Raw genomic sequence first — 21,152 nt, 5'->3', positions numbered from 1 at the left:
TGTAAATAAATTTACTTTTGTTTCGTAAAGAAACTAAAGCAAATGGTACGATGCTTCTTTTCGTACCGAAATAGTGGTTACAAGCTGGCAACTAAAAGGCAAAAAGTGGTAACATATTAGTAACTAATGAGAAAAGCGCTTCAAAATCCAGAGAATTGTGCGGTCGTACGCACAGTAGGTTACATCGGAAATAAGTGGAAGCCGATCATACTGATCAGGCTCCTCACGAGTGGTAAAATTCGTTTTGGCCAGCTGGCGTCCAAAATACCTGACATATCCAGAAAAATTTTAAGTCAGCAGTTAAAGGAGCTGGAAGAGGACAAGCTGATTATTCGTCACAGTTTTATGGAAAAACCACCCCGCGTTGAATATGAGCTAAGTAGTTTGGGGAAAACACTCATTCCTGTCTTAAAGGCGATGTTTGATTGGGGTAATCAGCTGGAAGAGCCTGATAAAAGATGCATCTGGGAGCCGGTGGTTGACTGATCATTTATCAGCTAAGTGCTGTTTTAAATACTTCGCTGTTTCTGAAATCTTATTCTTCAGGAGATTTCCGACATTTCCCTGGAAGACCAGGTTTCCGCCATATTTTCCCGCGCCGGGACCTATATCCAGTATCCAGTCAGCCTGTGCGATAATATCCAGGTTATGCTCGATGACAATGACGGTATTCCCTTGGTCTACCAGTCTGTCCAGCACCTGCAACAGTTGTTGCGTGTCTGCCGGATGAAGGCCGGTACTTGGTTCATCCAGTACCAGTACATTATTATCTTCTGTCAATTCTGCACTTAATTTCAAACGTTGCCTTTCACCACCTGAAAAGGTACTAAGACGTTGTCCCAGTTTCAGGTAACCGAGGCCAAGTTCCATCAACAGATTAAAGTGTGTTACAAAATCATATTGTTCAAAAAAGACCAGGGCCTCTTCTACTGTCAGGTCCATCACTGCTGCGATATTCCGTTGCCGGAACTTATACTGTAATACTTCCGGATCAAATCCCGTCCCATGACAGACGTCGCACGGCTGTTCGATATCATCCATAAAGGCCAGGTCGATCTTCTCAACACCTAAACCCTTACAATTGGGACATGCGCCGAGGCTGTTGGTGCTGAAAAGGCGGTCGCTGACGCTGTTAGCTGATGCAAATAGCCTTCTTAGCCTGTCAGACATTCCCAGGTAGGTCATCAATGTACTTCTTTGGCTTCCTGCAATTGGTGACTGGTTGATTATTTTTACGGATGGCAGTTGGAGCGGTAAAACCTTGCCGATCAGCGTACTCTTGCCAGAACCTGCCACCCCCGTAACCACCGTCAATACACCCCTGGGAATTTCTACTGTAATATTTTTAAGGTTGAACAGATTCGCATTTTCTATTTTCACAGATGTATGGCTAAGACGTGGATGCTTTTTGTATGTTCGTTCTTGCGAAAAATACGTACCGGTCTTTCCCTTTGATGTAAGTAATCCTTTAAATGTTCCCTGATAAATAATTGCTCCACCGTGGACGCCCGACAACGGTCCTATATCTATCACATGATCAGCTATTTTGATGATATCAGGGTCATGTTCTACAATCAATACAGAATTCCCTTTTTCTTTGATTTTACGGATGATCTTTGAGATGTTGTCCAGGTCTTTGGCATGCAGACCTATACTTGGTTCATCAAAAATGTACAGCAGGTCTTCGATACTGTTTCCCAGGTGTCTGACCATTTTGATACGTTGCGATTCTCCACCGGAGAGCGTATCCGTGGTCCTGTCCAGCGTAAGGTACTGCAACCCTATGGTGATAACATTTTCAAGCTTTTTATGCAGTTCCCTGAGTATTGCGTTAAATGGTGTTGAAGAGAGTGAATCAATAAATGTAAGCAGTTCATCAATGGGTAATGCCGAACAATCCGCAATATCCATTCCTTTGATCTTACAGGAAAGTACTCTTTCATTAAGCCTTTTTCCATTGCAGCCGGGACAGGTAGTCGTGTTTATAATTTTCTGTAGTTCATCTTTTCGCAGGTGATGTTCTTTAGATTCCTTTTTCAGAAAATCGTTTTTTATCCTTGGTAGTAAACCGATATACTGCATTGTTTTGCCCCACGACTTATCCGGATGAGGCGGTTTATGTTCCTCCGCATTGAGCAGTAATTCCAGTTCTTTCCTGCTATAGTCTTTTACTTTCTTATCCCGGTCAAAATAACCGGAATGTGCATAACGGATCCATCTATATCCTCCCGGTTGAAATGTGGGGAATAATATGGCGCCCTCATTCAATGACCTATCTCTGTCAAGGAGCGCATCTGTGTTAATCGTACTTACAAACCCCAATCCCTCGCAGACCGGGCACATACCCTGGGGATGGTTAAAGGAGAAGATATTTGAATAACCTACAAAGGGCGCTCCCATCCTGGAAAACAACAGTCGCAGAGATGCATAGATATCTGTTGCGGTCCCTACTGTAGATCTTGCATTACCACCTATTCTTTTCTGGCTGATAATAACAGGTACATTCAGGTGTTCGATCTTATCTACATCGGGGACTCCAAAATGGCTCAGCCGGTTTCTGGTGAAGCTGTTCTGGGTTTCATTTATCTGTCGCTGGGCCTCTGCGCCTATCGTCTCGAAAACCAATGACGACTTTCCTGATCCTGATACGCCGGTGAAAACAACGATCTGTCCTTTGGGGATCTCCAGTGAGAGATTTTTGAGGTTATTCTGGCGGGCTCCTGATATTTTTATCTTGTTTGATTCCATACGCTGTCCGTTCTTGTTCCAGCAACAAAATTAGACTGGGGTAGTGACAGCTATATGTCAGGGGTACTGTAGTGCTGTTGAAAAAATTCGCTCAGTGTCATCTTTTGCGGTGTAAACTTCTCTTGTAAGGGTATCAATACAGATATCCTATCCAGCCGGAAAACCCGGAAATCCTGCCTTAATCTGCAATAGGCGATGATCAACCAGTTATCAGCTGTACCATAAAATGCAAATGGCTCGATTATTCTTTCTGTGGATACGCCATGCTCATCTATATAGGAGATCCTTACCAGCTGGGAGTTGGTCATTGAGATCTGTAGTTTCGACAGACAGCTGCTGGAATGTTCTTTAAATGCATGTTGTTTAACGATAGTCCTGTCCTGCAGCAGGTTGACCTTTTCTTTCATGGTCTCGCGCAACAGTGCTTTGATCTTGGCTGTGGCCCCCTTAAACTCCGTAACAAAAGAGGCATCTCTATTCCCGGAGATGATCTCTTCTGCAGTAATGAGGGCATTCGCCTCAGCTTCCGTAAACATGACGGGCGGTATCCGATACCCTTCCATCAGCGCATACCCCACTCCTTCCTCGGTGGTGACGGGCACTCCGGCCTGTTCCAGTGTTTTAATGTCTCTGTAAATGGTTCTGGTGCTCACATCGAACCTGGTTGCCAGTTCTGATGCTGTGACAATCTTTTTAGTCTGCAAACGTATCAGGATGGCTGTTAGTCTTGTGAGTCGTTTGATATCAGCTGGGGGCATCTTACTAGCTTTACGTATTGCTTTACAAAAATCAGGCAAATCCGTTCTGCCAATCCACCTGGCGCTTTTTTCCAAAAAAACATGGATTTTAACTAAAGTGAAAATTCTCCAGATAAATTCCACGGAGCTTTGGATAAACAAAATAAACACATTTAATTTTTCAAAGCTATGAAACTGAATATCAAAAAAATATCGATCGCCGCATTGCTGGCCATTGGATGCAGTCTGACGTTCAACGCACCCGTTGCCAAAGCTCAGGATGCGATGCAACAAAAGACCCTTACCCAAGGGGATAAAGCGCCTAATTTCTCGCTGAAAGACCAGGATGGTAAAACTTTCAAATTATCCAGTGTCGTTGGTAAGAAAAAGCTGGTGATTTTCTTCTATCCAAAAGACGAGAGCCCAGTATGTACTGCTGAAGCCTGTGCATTCAGAGATGCTTATGAGAAGTATAAAGATGCTGATGCTGTTGTAATTGGTATCAACAATGGTACAGTAGAGAGCCATAAAGCATTTGCAACTAAAAATCATTTGCCCTTTACCTTATTAAGCGATCCGGGAAATAAGGTATTGAACCAGTTCGGCGTAAAGGAGCAGGATTTCGGCAACAATATGAAAGTTAGCGGCCGCGAAACTTTTGTGATCGGTCTGGATGGCAAGATTGTTTATAGCTTCCGTGACTTTATGAAAGGAGATGAACATTCCAGCAAAGTATTGAGTTACCTCTCTGGTAAATAATCCTCCCGGATCCATTGGCGTCGGGCATATATTTGTCCGGCGCTTTTTATTATACATTCTTTTTTTCTAAACAAATACACCCAGATGAGGGCTTCTTAGTTATTTGCATTAAGCATCTACCTTTCCGCTGTGCTATCCTGCAAAAAGGATACAGCACCGGAAATCAACACCACTCACTCCTATTAGTGTAATATCAAGCTCTTAGGACTTAATTCATTTAGACAGAAAAGTAATTTTACGCTTGACCTCCTCGTATAGTTTATGACACTCTAATGAATATGGGAAACATCGAATTTCAACTATTTAATCCGCCACTCCTTTGAGAAAGAGAAAAAAGACTCGGTAAAAAACATTCTCTAAAAAGACGGCTTCTTCCATGATTCAGACCATTATCTAGTATAAAGGTAGGTCCGGGATTGTTAATCCATATTGGCTCTCATAAATACGTCTCATTCTCTTTCCCTAACCTTGCATTTCCCATATAATTTGGCGAAATTAGCTTCCGTTTCAATCAAAATCTTTTCATGCCATTCGTTTTCTCCCTCGAGTAATGCAACATATTACACTTTAATATTGCTTTGTTGAACGACGGACAATTTATTGATGCTCCTGAGCTTTGCCACCGCATTGCAGCTGGCGATGAGGCCGCATTTAGGCAGCTGGTAGAGCTTTTCGCTCCCCACCTTCAGGCAATGGCCGCCCGTATTACCGGCTCCGTAGCCGTGGCCGACGACCTCGTGCAGGACACCTTCCTGAAAGTATGGCTCTCACGCGACCAGTTGAGCGATATTGCCCAACCGGCCGCTTGGATAAAAAAAATATGCTTTCACGGTGCAGTAAACCATGTGCGCCGGCAAGCTATTTACGATCGGGTTATAGACGTTGCGGGGCTGCCAAAAGAAAATACCGGAAAAACGGCTGAGATCGTGGAATTTAGGCAGCTACTGGCCATGGTGAATACCGCCGTACAGCAACTCCCCGAAAAACAGCGCCAGGTGTATCGCCTAAGCCGGGAACAGGCCCTGAGCATCAACGAGATTGCCGAACATATGGACCTGGCGGTTAGTACCGTCAAAAATCTGATGGTCATGGCACTTAAGAGCATCCGCACTTCACTACAAAAAAACGGCTACCCACTGCTTGTCCTGCTTTTGTTGGACTTCCTTTATTAAATATGCCTACGCCGAAAAAAACTTTACTTTTTTTCGGTACCAATCGTCTTCCCGATTGTCTGGTATAGATAAGGAGCCATAACTCGATTATTTACTCCTATTTATAATGAAACCAAACGCCCGATTAACATATTTACTGGAACGCCTTGCCAGCCACAATGCCACCGCAGAGGAGCTAAACGAGCTTAGCGCCCTGATCGACTGTGACGTCCCAGACGCCTCGATCGATGATGCCGAAAGTTGGCTGGAAGTTCATGTCGATCAGCAACTACCCAATTACAGCGCCCAACAGTGGCGCCAGGTAGCTGATCAGATCCTGCGGTCAGACAAGCTACCCTCCGATCCCATTACGGCACCGGCAACGCGCGTACACTACCTCCACAAATGGTGGTGGGCAGTAGCAGCCGTGGTACTGATAGCGGCCGGGACCTGGTATCTTAACCGGAACAACCCTCACCCCGTGCGCCAAATGGTACGCAATGCCTCGCTGGACGTAGCCCCCGGACAAACCGGCGCAATGCTCACACTCTCCGATGGGTCACAACTCGCACTGGACAGCACTGGTAATGGTGTTATTACGCGGCAGAACGGCACTTCCGTGGCAATGCAAAACGGCAATCTCCAATACACGTCGGGACAGAAAGTGGCAGGACCAGTGCAATACAATACCATTAGTACGGCCAAAGGACGGCAGTTTAATATTACCCTGTCAGACGGTACTAAAGTATGGCTCAATGCCAGCAGCTCCTTACGGTTTCCAGTGGCATTTAACGGCGCGGACAGAACAGTCGAATTTACGGGCGAAGGGTACTTTGAAGTGGCCGCCAATGCCCGGCAACCATTCCGCGTGAATGTGCCGGACCGCATAAGCCTGGAAGTACTGGGTACCGCCTTCAACATCAATGCCTACACCAGCGACCAGAACAACTATACCACCCTGGTGAATGGCAGGGTAAAAATATCGCCGGCGGGCAAAACCAGTGGCGCAGTGGTGTTAAAACCGGGTGAGCAATTACAGGCCACAGGTAGCAACTTCGATATAAAAAGCAATGCAAACGTGGAACAAGCCATCGCCTGGAAAAACGGCTTGTTTAATTTCGACAGCGTAAATCTGAAAGATATGATGCGCCAGCTCGAACGCTGGTACGATCTGGAAGTAGTGTACGAAGGCAATGTGCCCAATATTGTGTTCTTTGGCGAAATGAGCCGCAATTTAAAATTATCTGACGTATTGAACGGACTGGAGCGATCCGACGTGCACTTCCGACTGGAAGAAGGCCGTAAGCTAATCGTGATGCCATAACATATTTTACCTATGCCATAATTATCAATTGAAATCGTAAACATGAAGTAATATTTATCAACTAAGATCAGGCTACCAGACAAAAAAACCGGAAGTGCGGCAAACACTCCCGGAAGATCGTTGGTAGCTACAAAACGGGTTTCGAGACCTCCATTTTTAACAACCAAACGTTGCAAATCTATGCAAAAAACAGCTTACTGGAGCCGTTGGGGTATGTCATGCCGGCTCCCAACCAAAATGCTTCGGATAATGAAACTAACCAGTGCCTTCCTACTTCTTTTCTGTTTACACGTGTCGGCCAACACTTTTTCCCAATCAATTACCTTTTCGGGAAGAGGAATACCCATGAAACAGGTATTCGCAGTCATCAAAAAACAAACCGGGTATGTTGTATGGGGAAAGTCTGACCTGCTGCAACAAGCAACCGCAGTATCAGCTTCTGTACAAAACATGCCACTGCTGAGTTTCCTGGACCTCATTGTAAAGAACCAGCCTTTTAATTATAAAGTAACCGACAATACGATTTTCCTTTATAGCAAAAATGATCCGCTACCCAGCGATGCCAATGTAGCAAAAGCTACTCCAGTAGCTGGACGGGTAACCGATAGTCTGGGCGTACCATTGATCGGTGCTACTGTAGTAGCGGCAGGCGGTGGCCGATCGGCCATTACAGATATGAATGGCAGCTTTTCCCTTCAGATTGAGGCGGGCAGTGTACTACGCATCAGCTTTATCGGTTATCAAACTAAAGAAATTGTCGTTACTACCGCTATGCTGCAAGGTGGCAATGTCGGCACGATCATACTGCCTCTCATTTCTTCCAGCCTGAGCGAATTGAATGTAATCGCCAACACAGGTTACCAGTCTATCCCTAAAGAGCGTGCCACCGGCTCGTTTGGCATTGTAACCGAAGCTACTCTGGGCGCAAGAATGGAAACCAGCATTATGGACCGTTTGGAAGGCACCGTTCCAGGGCTTTTCATGCAAAACGGCACACCCACTATCCGCGGCCTGTCTACCTTATATGGCAACCAGCAACCGTTATACGTGGTAGACGGATTTCCCTATGAAGGAGATCTCAATTATATTAATCCGGCTGACGTCGTAAACGTAACCGTGATGAAAGATGCTGCCGCATCTTCTATCTACGGCACACGTGCTGCCAATGGTGTGATTTCCATTACCACCCGCCATGGTAGCAGCCGGAAGCCGGTAGTAACCTTTAGCAGCGGTGTGTTTTTCACCGCTAAACCAGATGCCGGTTATATGAATCTGCTCAATTCCTCCCAGATGGTGGATTTACAACAGGAACTCTTTAACAAATGGCATCCCGGGTTCAGCGATGGTATCAGACGTACCGGCAATACCAAAGTGCTGCAGGCCTTGTATGACCAGGAACAGGGTTACATTACCCAGGCCGAACTGGATGCCACCCTGGCAAGACTCAAAACACAGGACGGACAAAGTCAGCTCGAGGATCTGTTCATGCGCAACAATGTAAAACACCGCCAGGCTTTTTCGGCCAGTGGAGGCAACGATATCCATCAGTATAATATGATGATAAACTATACCGGCAATAGCGGGTATGGGTTACGAACGAGCAGCGACGATATAAACCTTGGACTGAGAGACCGCGTAAAAGTGTTTCGCTGGCTGGATGCCGAGATAGGCACCAACACCAATATCCGTAAAGGAAAATACCAACCAGAAAGCCCGGAGTCATTTTACTGGAACATGCCTTATGAAATTCTGCGTAACCCTGATGGCAGTCCGGCCGATTTCACGAAACTAAAATCGGCCTACGAGATCCAGCGGCTGATCGACCTGGGCCTACATGACGAAACTTACCGTCCGCTGGAGGAAATGGACCGTGCTGATTTATCTTACTGGTCAAACTACTTCCGCGTACAGGGCGGCTTTACGGCAAAAATTATTGAAGGGCTGACCCTCGACCTGAAATACCAGACTGAACGCGGCACAAGCTATAACAAGCAGTATTACAACTCGTCCTCTTACTATGCGAAAAGGATGATCAACGACGCCGCACAGCTCATCGACAATGAGCTGATAAAAAATGTTCCCGATGGCGGACAACTATACGAAACACGCGGTAACTCCAAATCGTATACAGCGCGCATGCAGCTGAACTTTGACCGGACCTTCGCCTCGAAACATCATATTTCCGCCCTGGCCGGCACTGAACGCAGGGCCATTTCGAATGCCAGTACCGCTGTATTTAGAATGGGCTACAGCGATAACAACCTGCAGTTCCAGCCAGTAAACGAACTCGCACTTGGCAATCTTAAAGGAACGCAGTCGCTAACCAGCACCTTCGCCCTGCCCTTTAACGATGGCAACAGTTTCTATTATGGTGAAGAAAGATACATTTCGGTATATGGCAACGCAGGTTACACGTATAACGGCCGGTACAATCTGACAGGTAGTGTACGGGTAGACAACTCCAACCTCTTTGGCACCGATCCCCGATACCGCTACCTGCCGTTATGGTCGGTGGGCGCGAGCTGGCGACTGACCGAAGAAAACTTCATGAAAGAAATCAACTGGCTGAACAGCCTGACCATCCGTTCGACCTACGGTTTAGGTGGCAACGTGGCCCGTACTGTTGGACCGTTCCTCCAGGCACGTTCTACATTTTTTGCCGAAGCCAATGCCACCGCCACAGATATTATATATCCTCCCAATAAATCATTGCGCTGGGAAAAAACGGCCACCACCAACCTGGGTATCGACTTTGCCGTGTTAAACAACCGGATTTCCGGATCTGTGGATTATTACGTCCGCAATACCACGGATTTACTCGGCGAAAAAACAATCGATCCTACCAATGCCTTTCCCAACGCATTGATCAATTACGGCAGTCTGAATAACAAAGGTTTCGAACTGGCGTTGAACACCCGCAACATCGCCGGGAAAACATTTTCCTGGAACAGCACACTTGCCTTGAGTTTCAATAAGAACAGGATGACCGACATCAATACCAAAGATCAAACAGTCTATACGCTTACCGGCGGCTATGGTGTAAACAAGATCGGTTACCCAATGGATGCCATGTTCAGCTTCCGCTCAGCAGGCCTCGATCCTACCAATGGTTCCATGCTGGTATACGATGCTGACGGGAAAGTGGTTACGAACTATGATCAGAGCGGTACGATAGTGGCCAACATGACTGATGTGAAAGGACTGGTATACAGCGGAACACTCCGCCCAACTTACACTGCCGGGCTTACCAACAGCTTTAGCTATAAACAGCTTTCTCTCAGCGTAATGATCATTGCCAATGGCGGCAACGTGATCCGGGATGTAGTTCCTACCATCCAGACCAACTTTCCACTCAGGAACACCGACCAGCGCGTAGCGAATTTCTGGCGTAAACCGGGTGATGAAAAAATACCTGGTATGATGCCTGCACCTGACCTTAAAGGTGATGGCGGCAGCTATTACACACTGCTCTCCTACGCGTCTGACCGCAACGTACTCAAAGGCGACTACATAAAAGTGCGCGACATTGCGCTCTCCTACAACTTTGAACGATTGTTGTCGCCAATCAGAAAACTGACTTCTGCCAAACTGACCCTTCAGGTACAGAATCCTTTCTCCTGGTACGCCAACGATGCCGGTATAGATCCGGAAGCATACGAGCACGCCTCACAATACGCCAACAGGCTGTTGCCGGTGATGCCAGTTTACTCAGCAGGCATTGATATCACCTTCTAAAAAAGCGGAATCATGAAAAAATTATCTATATATATATTCAGCCTCATTGTTTTATCCGGTTGCGACAAGTTTCTGGACATCAAACCGAAAGATAAGTTCATTCCCATAACCACCACCGACTACGAGAACATGCTCAATTCCGGTACCATGGTTAACTTTGGCGATTATTTCTGGGATTTACAATCCGATGACGCGTTTCTCCCAGAGGGGGAACCCGGTAACCTGTATACGAAGCAGCAACTACACGGCCGGCGCATATACACTTTTAACAACAATCCTTACGACCAGGGCGCCAACGATTATCTTTGGAGTGAAGGTTATAAAAGGATCTTCTACTACAATAGCATCATCAACAACATTATGGATGCTACTGAAGGAACGGAAGCCAACAAAAGGAGCGTTCGCGCCGAAGCTTACCTTGGCCGTGCTATGGAGCATCTCCAAATGGTAAACGTGTACGCGCAGCATTATGATGCTGCTTCTGCCGCTACAACGCCCGGGATTCCCATTGCATTGATCGCTGACATCAATGCTAAATTTACCCGGAACAGCGTAAAAGAAGTATACGATCAGATCTTGCGCGATGGAGAAGCCGCAGTGGCAGATCTCCCTGAGAAAAATAAACTCACAAAATTCAGGGCTTCTAAAGCCGGCGGATATGCACTACTGGCCAGGACATATCTGTTTATGGGCGATTATGAGAATGCCCGTAAAAACGCGGCACTGGCTATTTCGCTACAAGGCGGACTTAAAAACATGAATGATTACAGCATCATCATTCCCGGTCCGTTCCCTAATGTACCGGGAGCACCGCTGGGCTGGACCAACATCCCGGATGCGCAGCTGAATCCTGAAACCATCGTGGCACGACATTTCCTACGACCATTCGGGCTGGGCATGGACGTTTGCGCCTCACCCGAACTAAGTGCTTTGTTCACCAACGACGATAAACGCTGGACGCTATATTACGCCGATGGCTGGCCACCAGCACCACCGTTCAACTACATGTCGAGGTACCAGGTAAAAATTTTCCTTCGCGGAGACTTTTACAGTAACTACCTCAACGTACCTGAAATGTACCTTGTACGCGCCGAATGTTTCGCCCGTGAAGGCAAAAAGCAGGAAGCCCTGGACGATATCAACAAACTTCGTCTAAACCGGATTACACCGGCCGCTTACAAGGTATTTACGCCGGAAGATTTCGGGAACGATGATGAACGTATACTCCGTTTCGTACTGGAGGAAAGACGTCGTGAGCTTGCATTTACAGGCATGCGGGTTATCGATTTGAAACGTCTGAACAAGGAGACACGTTTTCGTAAAACCATTAAACATACCGCCGAAGGAAAAGAATATGAATTGCTACCCGGCAGCGACAAATATCTGCGTCAGCTATGGCCCAACGCCACCATATTCAATCCGGACTGGCCACTGAATCCATAAAAATATCCAACCAACCATTCCTATCAGGCGCCGGAAGTTTCCGGTGCCATTCATCTCTTATTGCGTAATAAATTGAATATGCAGGATAATATCGTAAAAATCGAAGGCCTATCTCACCGCTACAGCAAAGACTGGGCGGTGCAGGATATCAACTTCGAGATCAACAGAAACGGTATAGTAGGACTACTCGGTTCTAATGGGGCCGGGAAATCTACTACTATGAACATCCTTTGCGGCGTGTTGAGCCAAACACGTGGCCAGGTGTTGATAGAAGGCATCGACATGCGTACTGATCCGGAAGAGGCAAAAAAACGGATCGGTTTTTTGCCGCAAAACGCACCACTGTATCTGGAACAGACCGTAGACGAATACCTCACTTATTGTGCGCACTTACGGTTGATCGAAAAAAGGAACATTCGAGAAGCCGTTGACAAGGTGAAAGAAAGATGCGGCGTAGCTCATTTCAGCAAAAGACTGATCGGTAACTTATCCGGCGGTTACCGGCAACGGGTGGGCATTGCCCAGGCGATCATTCACCGGCCACTGCTAGTTGTCCTGGACGAACCTACCAACGGCCTGGATCCTAATCAGATCCTGGAAGTACGACAGCTGATCAAAGAGATTGCAACCGACCGCGCTGTAATCTTTTCTTCCCATATCCTTTCGGAAATACAGGCTACCTGCCAGGATATCATCATGATCGAAGGTGGCAAGATCGTATTTAAAGACACGATGGATACTTTCAACAATTACATCGAACCGGATAGTTTGGTAGCTACCATGGAAAACCCTCCTTCAGCCGAAGAACTACGGGCAATCGGAGGCGTGAAAGAAGTCGTGTTCCTCACGGACAAAACCGTTCGCATGCGCTTCGATCCTACCGCCGACATTGCAGAAGGACTGGTGGAAATAAGCGTTCACCGGAAATGGCGCCTGAAAGAAATCACACTGGAGAAAAGTTCGCTTGACGCCATTTTCGCACAGTTATCCAACAAAACATTTAAACCATCCGTTCAATCATGAAAGTAATTATCAGAATAGCCCGCCAGGAACTGAGCCTGCTGTTTCATTCGCCGGTGGCCTGGCTCATCCTGATCGTGTTTCCCGTACAGATAGGCGTTAACTTTCTTTATTACATACAAATGATCGGCCGCGCACAGCGTATGGGCAATCATTTTAACGATGTCACCTCCATGGTGTTTGCGGGATTACAGGAAGGATTTTATCCCGGTGTAAAGAATACCCTATACTTCTACATTCCATTGCTTACCATGGGCCTGATCAGTCGTGAAACACACAGTGGTTCCATAAAACTGCTGCTATCCTCTCCCATCAAAGTAAAAGATATTGTACTCGGCAAATACGTAGCCATGATGGGTTACGGCGCACTGTTGCTCATTATTATTTGTTTATACGGAGTGGCAGGTTCGTTTTTTATTACCAATATCGATTGGCTATTTTTAGCCTCCGGTGCGATTGGACTGTACCTGCTGATCTGCGCCTATTCGGCCATCGGACTATTTATGTCGTCACTCACTACCTACCAGGTTGTAGCAGCGATCAGCACACTCGCAGTATTAGCGGGACTTAACTTTGTAGGCGGATTGTTCCAGGGAAACGATACCGTACGGCATATCACCTACTTTATGTCGATTGCCGGCAGAACCGAACAATTTATTTTCGGTCTGATCAGTACCCAGGACATCATTTACTTCCTGATTGTGATTGGCTTCTTTTTGGCCATTACAGGAATGCGCCTGCAAGATCAACGCGAAGCCCGCTCCAAACTGATACGCACGACCCGGTACATCGGGTTGGTCGGATTGTGCTTCCTGATCGGTTATTTGAGCACCATTCCTGCCTTCACCGGATATATTGATATGACGGCTACGCAAACGCATACCTTAGGTAAACAAAGCCGGGAACTGATCTCCAAAATGGAGCATCCCCTGAAAGTAACCACCTACGTAAACATCCTGGATAATAACTACTACCTCGGGGCACCCGAAAAGAAAAGTGAGGACGAACGTATCCTCACCCCCTACCGCCGGTTTATGCCCAATATGAAGATGGAATACGTATATTACTACGACTTTTCAAATAACGAAGGACTTTACAAAAATTATCCTGGGGAAAGCGATGCAGCTATTGCCAAAAAAGTTGCCGATATCCAGGATCTCGATTTCCGAAAAGTGCTGAATCCGGACGCAGTAAAAAAGATCGTAGATCTGAATCCAGAAGAAAATCGCCTGGTACGACTGTTGGAGTATGGTGATAAGAAAACCTTTTTACGTTACTACAACGACATTCGCATATATCCTGGCGAACAGGAATTTACCGCGGCGCTGAAAAGGCTTATCACACCTGCTGACATTCCCGTTATTACTTTCCTGCGTGGCAACGGCGAACGCAGTATCACCAAAGCAGGCGATGCGGAATTCAGAACGTTTGTAAACGAACTTACGTTCAGGGGTGCGCTCATCAACCAGGGTTTTAATGTTGATACCGTAAATCTTGCGCTGCAAGACATTCCTACATCCACTTCGGTCCTGGTGATCGCCGATCCAAAAACCGCGTTCCCCTCCGAAGTGCAGCAAAAACTGGTACAGTACATAGCTAACGGCAGAAATCTTTTTGTGATCACTGAACCTGCTTCCCAAAACGTTGTAGCACCGCTGTTACAGCCACTCGGGATACACCCAGATACTACAACGATACAGGAAGAAAGCCGCGATTACGCCCCCGACTTTATCCTTGCCCGCTTTGCTGATAGTGCAGCCACGATAGCCCCTAAACTAGCCGGCTACAGGGCTGACAACGGTGTGGTATCTATGGTGGGTACCTCTGGCATCAGCTACCGGGACACAACCGGCTTTCACATTGTACCTTTGCTGGTAGCGAAAAATAGCGAAGCGCTGGCCATAGCGGCGCAACGTAACATAAATGGCAAAGAACAGCGGATCATAGTGACGGGTGATGCCGATTTCATGAGTTCCAGTGAACTGGGCCGCCGCAAGCCATATAACTGGAATCAACCGCTCATTACAGAAATGTTCCGCTGGTTTACCTACGGCACGTTCCCTGTTAACACTGGCGCCATCCGATCCAAAGATGTGATCGACAGCGACGATCAGGGTATTTTAATAATGCGAATTATCTTCTTTGGTGTAATACCAGGCGCCTTGTTAATCTTTGCCGCCGTCCTATTATTATACCGCCGCAGGCGATAAAATAGTAAAAGCAGCTGTTGTATGACAGCTGCTTTTTACTAATATCCCGAATACTCACCCCAAACCAACCTCTCCAATTTCAATTTGAAGCTCCGTAACAGTTCATAGACCTGATAAATAAACCCTGCTTATCAAGATAGAATAGCAGAAAAATGGGCAACAGGCTGAGAGCCAATCGGCAATTAAGAACAACAATCCGCTTAAAACGCCACTTGACAGTATTATTCAGCGGGCAGCAGAACATTACATGCAATCTCCCGCAACCTTTGATTTGTCTATCGGCATAATTAAAATGGCATACAGCATCAATATAACTTTCATCGTGGAGATGGCGAATTAAGTCAAAGTAACAGTATTTTCGGATTAGGCTCAATTGCAAAAACATTTGCCGGCATCATGCCTGCCCAGGCGGTTATAGATAAAAAGATGAAACTGACCGATGATATCAGGAAATACTTACCTGGAAAATACCCAAATCTACACTACAAAGGACATTCAGTCCGACTGGTTGACTTAACGGCAACGCTATGATGGTACTTATTGCTACTTTACAGCGAGTCTATCATACTTCATACAATCAGCTTGTTACCTCGTTTCCGAAAAAGCAGATAAGAATGGCAAATACTACACCTCAGTTAACAGCAAAAGAAGAACAACAACTCCTTACCGGCCATGACCAGAATGGGAAAGCATTACCATTTATTCCCGATTACGGTTTCCGGGCAGCCCGGTCCATGTTCTCGACATCCGCAGACATGCTCACATATGCAGCTGTTAATCTAAACAAGAAAAATGATGCAATTAATCTAAGCCATCAGGTTACCTTTACAAAACCAGACGGCATGAGCCTTGGATTAAACTGGATGTTAGGAAAAGAATACAACGGCTTACCATTTATAATGCATACTGGCAGAGATGGATTTGGCTTTACTTCTCTATGTTATATTTATCCTGATAATAATGCAGCTATTGTTATATTGGTAAATGATAGTAGTGGCGAAGAAAGGGTATCAGATTTAAAGAATGAACTTATTTCAAATTTATTTCTATTTTAAGTGTGACATCTCATCGTGGAAATCCCCGTAAGTCATGGATTGTGGCTTTACCCGTAAAAAAATCAACATAAAAGCCATGAAAGACTCTCCCTTCCGTCGGGTCGTAGCTTCATTTCCATGGCTTAAAAACCCCCTTATTTGTCGCGAATAACCCTCATTAAACATCTTGTCATCACCTACCTTTGATTCATGACGGTAGTAAGATTCCCCATAAAGCAATAAATAAAATACTATTATGAGAACAATCAATCCATGGATTAACTTTAACGGTAATGCCGAAGAAGCTTTCAATTTTTACAAATCAATTTTGGGCGGTGAATTCAGCAAGATCATCCGTTTCAAAGATTTGACAGTTGGCGAAATTCAAATCCCCGAAAGCGAAGCAAATAAGATCATGTACATCGCTTTACCGATAGGCGGACAGAACGTGTTAATTGGGAACGATGTACCGGAATTTATGGGCCAGGTAAATGAAAGGGAAAACAGGTCGAAGATACTTGTAAGTGCCGAAAGCCGCGAAGAAACAGACAAGGCATTCCAGGGATTATCAGCTGGCGGAGAAGTTGAAGGAGACATAGGTGATACACCATGGGGTACCTACGCAGGAATGTTCAGGGATAAATACGGCATCGAATGGATAGTGGAATTCGACCCAAGCCTGTAATAATTAGGCATCACACTCTCTTCCCCTTTCAGGGGAAGATGGCTGTCAACCGGAGGAAGTAGCAAAATATTTTCCACCCATCTGCCCTGCGTACATCTCTCACCCAGAGGCGGAGGGAGTAGAGGAGCATACTCAGAATTGTCGTATATTCATACAAACCGAACACGCTCAACATGAAATCATTTACACGTACAGCCCTTTCCGTACTGGTCATCAGTACTCTTCTCTCCTGCGGCTCCTCCGATAGTAACAATAATAATCAGGACACAACGGCACAACAACAACCCTCAGCCACAGTCGCAGCAACACCGCTCCCGGTAGACATAGAAAAGAAATTCGGAAAAATAATAGATGAGTATCAGAAAAAGATCAGCACCGGCTTCTCCGGCACATTCCAGGCAGATACCAGGCACGGAGGGAAAGGACCAGAAGAGGGCGTATTCGACGCAGACAAATTCGACGCTTACATGACCAAAAAAGGATTCAGCAAAATCCCCAACACCATGCTTAATTATAGTGGCGAAGTAGATGAGGTAAATGTAACCATCGCAGAAAAAACCACCTCGGGTGAACATGGAGGCTGGATTCACAACTGGACCATAGAACTGCAAACCACCACTCCCGAAGGAACATTTAACAAACAACACCAGTTCAGTACCCAACCAGGCGCATAATCATAGTCGCTCCCTCTTTCCCTTCGGCAGTTCTTAATAGGAAGAAAGGTAGCATAATGCCTATATCTCATGATGTTTATAATACTGCACCCCTTCACGCCTCTGGGGAGCGATATCCCCTAACCTGCTATCTTAAAGATCCCGTACCCAATAGTTCTTCTGCACACATCCCATACTTATTTGGCTCAGCACTTCCGGGCGCCAGCAGCAGCCAGAAAACGTACACAGGAATAAACTGCCATAGCATATTGTTATCCAGATCATGACACCGTTTGGTGCCCTGGGCCAATAAGAAATAGAAAACAGGGATAAACAACAATACCAGCCAATTCCAATAAAGGGCAGCCAATATACTGATAAACGTTACTGCCAACGTTGCAATTACCAACGAGGAAAAATACTCTAGCCTGCCAATCCTGCCATTAAATGAAAAAGGATCCGTAAACATAAATAGCTATTTAACCGGGTGAAAATAAACTAACCAGATACAAGACAAAATGTTTAGATCAACACCTGGAAATATGTGTTCTTGCTTACCGACCCGCTAAATATAACTCTAGCTCGGCCACAACTCTGCTTCATGACGTCATAATCACTCAGGGCGCAGCTTTCTTTAAAGACCGTTGGCAGAAAGTGAGGTACTCCCAAAAGGTAGGACAGAGGATTGCGCATTAAGAAACTCCTGGGCTATTGGAAAATGTATGACTGTAATTGCTGCTTAATGGAAGGATCGTCGGTGATACGGTCGTGCTCTTCCAGTAGCAGCACGGAGCGCAGATCTCTTGTAGCCTTGAACTGCTTTTATTCCAGTGTTTTTGATCCGGCCAGACTGATTTTCTTTCGAATTTTTCAGTCTGGAATAAGCCATTATTTCGGGCGTTTTGAACTGATCTGTTGACCGGGCTGTTTCTGCAATTCTTTTGAAAATCACTCTGGTAGCGGGAAACAAAAAAGGCGTTCCGATAAGAACGCCTTAATTTTATTAGTTGTGATCCCGCTGGGACTCGAACCCAGGACCCATACATTAAAAGTGTATTGCTCTACCAACTGAGCTACGGAATCATTCCCTCTTTTGTAATTGGGAGTGCAAAGATAGGTTAATATATTTTATAACCAACACTTTTTTAAAAAAACTTCTTTAAATATTTCATCACATGAATTATCATACCCCCTCAAACCTTTATCTACAAGTCATCTCCGGACCAATTATGCAATCTCGCCGCCATCAATAAAACACTCCACATCTCAAAGAAATCAGCACCTTTGTTCGCATTAAGTATAATAGATTCACCGCTTTTCATCTTTACAGAAAGCTGATGAAGTTCACTCTTACCACCTTCCCTTACTTTCCGTAAACGCTCATTTCCATCTAATCCGATCAGCTCTACAGGGGACATCACTTTAATATCACCAAGCGAAGCAGCACAACACGTCTGACCGTCAAAACCCACTACCTGCCGGGTACATAACAAAGTCCACTCACCTCCTGGCTATGTAAAAAGTAGCACAGGGATACCTGTTGATGACTTGTCGATATATGATAACAAATCGGTCTGGTGCTCCGGCGACAGGTCGTCAAATAAGAAATTAAATTCTGATGATCCCGGGCGCTGTCTGACCTTCCATAGATACCTCTCTTTAAGGAACCGGTCCGTTTTCTCTGCCATAGAATACTATTTCTTCCTGAAATACTTTATCTGCTCTAATCTCACTTTGGCCTCCTCTTCACTATAATCGGCCTTTGACAGTTGTTCGATGGACGCATGATTCTCAAATCTGAATTGTTTAACACCGGGTCCTACTGACAACAGATTATACTCATTACAGTTATTGCATCGGATAATAGACCAGCTAAAATCCGGGATACTTGCTTCTTTCCCCAGGATAGATGTGCGTAGCGGTAAGTTGCAACTCGTACAGGGTTGTTCCAGGGTTTCTATAATCCGTTCCTGTCGTTTCAGCAGATTGCTTATTCTAAGCACGGTGCCCAGTATCATACCGTGCAGCCAACTGTTCAGATCATGTTTTATATCGGCATCAACAATCCGCGACAATTCATAATAATAGTCACAGATCAGCTCACGTTCTTCTGTATCAAAGTAGGTAGAATCGAGATTATCAAGGCTACTTCTGAGGATCTTCACCAATTTCTTCTCATTGCCATCTGCCTCAACTGCGGCAATCAACTGATCAGTACATATATTCAACTGCGTCTGCAACCACTGACACAGTTCATCGTCAGAAGGATTTAAGCCTCTTTCCTGAAATACACCGTAGGAAAATTTATCCCTGCGTTTAAAACCGGATAAGGCTGTCAGGATATGTTCTTTCACGCGCATAATTTTCATAGACATTGGAAAACAATCAGGGGATATATGCTCTCAAATGTGATCAGATTTTATCTCCCATGGGTATAGCTTCTTGCTATAAGATCTGCAATGCTACTAAAATGATCGCAAAAAGGGGCAAAATAAAATAAGATCTACTGTTTGATTTTTGCAGTTTTTGGATTGATATCCGCATATTTAGCCCTGCCGATACGCCGAATTTTGCCCTATCAAATAACAAATTTTTATGGCAACACAAAAAATGAAGGCATGGAGACTCCATCAGTTCGGCATTGAACATCTCCACTTAGATGATATAGCAATCCCGCAACCAGGGCCCAATGACCTGCTTATCAGAGTCAATGCTGTTTCCATCAATTACAGAGACAAAGCCATTGTTGATGGCGTCTACAATCCTGATATTCTGGAAAAGGGACCTATCACGCTGGCTTCAGATGCCAGTGGAACCGTCGTGGCATTGGGTACAGATGTAACCCGTTTCCGGGAAGGCGATAAGGTCATTACACAAGTCTATACCAGGTGGCTGGATGGAGAACGGACTCCCGACGATCCAGATTATCTGCTGGGTTCTCCGTTGGCCGGAGTGCTATCTGAGTATATAGTGATCAATGAAGCTGCTGCAGTCGCTAAACCAGAATATCTCACGGATGAAGAAGCTGCCACTCTTCCCATCGCGGCACTAACCGCCTGGAATGCTATTACGACCGTAGGCAACATCCGGAAAGGACAAACCATCTTCATTCAGGGGACCGGAGGTGTCGCGTTGTTTTCCGTACAAATCGCTGCCGCGCTGGATGCTAAGGTGATCATCTCTACCAGTCAGGATGAGAAAGGTATTAAAGCAATGAGCCTCGGGGCACATCATTTTATCAACTATCATACACAGCCGGACTGGGAACTGGAGGTATTAAAACTGACTGGAGGAACTGGGGCCGATGAAATCGTTGAGCTGGTGGCAGGTGATATCACCAGATCTGTAAAGGCTATCAAATTTGGAGGCACGATAGCGATAATTGGCTTTCTGGACCACCCACAGTTAACTGTGAATGTCTTTTCTCTGTTTGCTAAACAGCCCAACATTGTAGGACTATCTATCGGACATCGCAGGTCATTCGAAGAAATGAATGCTTTTTTTGAACAACATCAGATTAGACCGATGATTGACGGGGTCTATGATTTTGCAAATGCAGCGGAAGCTTTCAGGCATCTGTCGAAGGGACCATTCGGAAAAATCGTCATCAAAATCTCATAAGTAGTTCTTACTCAACCAGAGGCAGGCCATCA

Annotated in this window: 17 protein-coding genes and 1 tRNA gene; 13 read left to right on the top strand and 5 right to left on the bottom strand. The window is 45.6% G+C overall.

The features are described from left to right. Nucleotides 1–126: 126 nt before the first annotated feature. Complete coding sequence (locus BMZ72_RS33845; protein WP_089815535.1) at nt 127–486, top strand: winged helix-turn-helix transcriptional regulator; 360 nt, start codon at nt 127–129, stop codon at nt 484–486. Here BMZ72_RS33845 and BMZ72_RS33840 read toward each other — a convergent pair whose 3' ends face one another. Both BMZ72_RS33840 and BMZ72_RS33835 read right to left on the bottom strand, forming a co-directional pair. Further along, nucleotides 487–2,748 (bottom strand): ATP-binding cassette domain-containing protein, encoded by a 2,262-nt coding sequence (locus BMZ72_RS33840; RefSeq protein ID WP_089815533.1) that lies wholly within the window; start codon nt 2,746–2,748, stop codon nt 487–489. A gap of 50 nt (nt 2,749–2,798) precedes the next feature. Next, nucleotides 2,799–3,506, bottom strand: a complete 708-nt coding sequence (locus tag BMZ72_RS33835; RefSeq protein WP_089815531.1) for a helix-turn-helix transcriptional regulator — start codon at nt 3,504–3,506, stop codon at nt 2,799–2,801. Between the two features lie 168 nt (nt 3,507–3,674). On the opposite strand from BMZ72_RS33835, the gene BMZ72_RS33830 reads away from it, so the two are divergent. The 11 genes from BMZ72_RS33830 to BMZ72_RS33780 all read left to right on the top strand — a co-directional run bounded on the left by BMZ72_RS33830 (nt 3,675) and on the right by BMZ72_RS33780 (nt 17,520). Further along, on the top strand, nt 3,675–4,244 hold the full coding sequence (locus tag BMZ72_RS33830) for a peroxiredoxin (protein ID WP_089815529.1): 570 nt from the start codon (nt 3,675–3,677) through the stop codon (nt 4,242–4,244). A 581-nt stretch (nt 4,245–4,825) separates the two neighbouring features. After that, the gene (locus BMZ72_RS33825; protein WP_089815527.1) at nt 4,826–5,416 is read left to right on the top strand and encodes an RNA polymerase sigma factor; all 591 of its coding nucleotides are present in this window, start codon (nt 4,826–4,828) and stop codon (nt 5,414–5,416) included. Between the two features lie 106 nt (nt 5,417–5,522). After that, complete coding sequence (locus tag BMZ72_RS33820) at nt 5,523–6,719, top strand: FecR family protein (RefSeq protein ID WP_089815525.1); 1,197 nt, start codon at nt 5,523–5,525, stop codon at nt 6,717–6,719. A gap of 345 nt (nt 6,720–7,064) precedes the next feature. Continuing rightward, nucleotides 7,065–10,454, top strand: a complete 3,390-nt coding sequence (locus BMZ72_RS33815) for a SusC/RagA family TonB-linked outer membrane protein (protein ID WP_177223012.1) — start codon at nt 7,065–7,067, stop codon at nt 10,452–10,454. 12 nt (nt 10,455–10,466) lie between these two features. Beyond that, on the top strand, nt 10,467–11,897 hold the full coding sequence (locus BMZ72_RS33810) for a RagB/SusD family nutrient uptake outer membrane protein (RefSeq protein ID WP_089815521.1): 1,431 nt from the start codon (nt 10,467–10,469) through the stop codon (nt 11,895–11,897). A gap of 78 nt (nt 11,898–11,975) precedes the next feature. Next, nucleotides 11,976–12,920, top strand: coding sequence for an ABC transporter ATP-binding protein (locus tag BMZ72_RS33805; RefSeq protein ID WP_089815519.1), 945 nt, complete (start codon nt 11,976–11,978; stop codon nt 12,918–12,920). Beyond that, on the top strand, nt 12,917–15,127 hold the full coding sequence (locus BMZ72_RS33800; protein WP_089815517.1) for a Gldg family protein: 2,211 nt from the start codon (nt 12,917–12,919) through the stop codon (nt 15,125–15,127). The genes BMZ72_RS33805 and BMZ72_RS33800 overlap by 4 nt, the downstream gene beginning before the upstream one ends. 297 nt (nt 15,128–15,424) lie before the next feature. Then, nucleotides 15,425–15,658, top strand: coding sequence for a serine hydrolase (locus BMZ72_RS37250; RefSeq protein WP_143087858.1), 234 nt, complete (start codon nt 15,425–15,427; stop codon nt 15,656–15,658). Continuing rightward, nucleotides 15,655–16,182: a serine hydrolase gene (locus BMZ72_RS33795; protein ID WP_089815515.1), complete on the top strand. Its 528-nt coding sequence runs from the start codon at nt 15,655–15,657 to the stop codon at nt 16,180–16,182. Before BMZ72_RS37250 ends, BMZ72_RS33795 begins: the two co-directional genes overlap by 4 nt. A 235-nt stretch (nt 16,183–16,417) precedes the next feature. After that, a complete protein-coding gene (locus tag BMZ72_RS33785; protein ID WP_089815510.1) occupies nt 16,418–16,846 on the top strand; it encodes a VOC family protein in 429 nt (142 codons plus the stop codon). 173 nt (nt 16,847–17,019) lie between these two features. Further along, nucleotides 17,020–17,520 carry a hypothetical protein gene (locus tag BMZ72_RS33780; protein WP_089815508.1) on the top strand — a complete coding sequence of 167 codons (501 nt, stop codon included), beginning with the start codon at nt 17,020–17,022 and terminating at the stop codon, nt 17,518–17,520. A 127-nt stretch (nt 17,521–17,647) separates the two neighbouring features. Here BMZ72_RS33780 and BMZ72_RS33775 read toward each other — a convergent pair whose 3' ends face one another. From BMZ72_RS33775 to BMZ72_RS33760, 3 genes are all read right to left on the bottom strand, one after another. After that, nucleotides 17,648–17,968 (bottom strand): DUF805 domain-containing protein, encoded by a 321-nt coding sequence (locus BMZ72_RS33775; protein WP_089815506.1) that lies wholly within the window; start codon nt 17,966–17,968, stop codon nt 17,648–17,650. Nucleotides 17,969–18,509: 541 nt separating this feature from the next. After that, nucleotides 18,510–18,582, bottom strand: a tRNA-Lys gene (locus BMZ72_RS33770). Nucleotides 18,583–19,193: 611 nt separating this feature from the next. Next, nucleotides 19,194–19,868 (bottom strand): DUF4844 domain-containing protein, encoded by a 675-nt coding sequence (locus tag BMZ72_RS33760; RefSeq protein WP_218155323.1) that lies wholly within the window; start codon nt 19,866–19,868, stop codon nt 19,194–19,196. A 226-nt stretch (nt 19,869–20,094) separates the two neighbouring features. Here BMZ72_RS33760 and BMZ72_RS33755 point away from each other — a divergent pair, with 226 nt between their 5' ends. After that, nucleotides 20,095–21,120 carry a zinc-dependent alcohol dehydrogenase family protein gene (locus BMZ72_RS33755; protein ID WP_218155322.1) on the top strand — a complete coding sequence of 342 codons (1,026 nt, stop codon included), beginning with the start codon at nt 20,095–20,097 and terminating at the stop codon, nt 21,118–21,120. Nucleotides 21,121–21,152 lie beyond the last annotated feature (32 nt).

The sequence above is a fragment of the Chitinophaga sp. YR627 genome (genome assembly GCF_900114995.1).
Lineage (GTDB): Bacteria > Bacteroidota > Bacteroidia > Chitinophagales > Chitinophagaceae > Chitinophaga.
The sequence above is the reverse complement of the archived record's forward strand: the minus strand, read 5'-3'. Positions and strand labels throughout refer to the sequence as shown.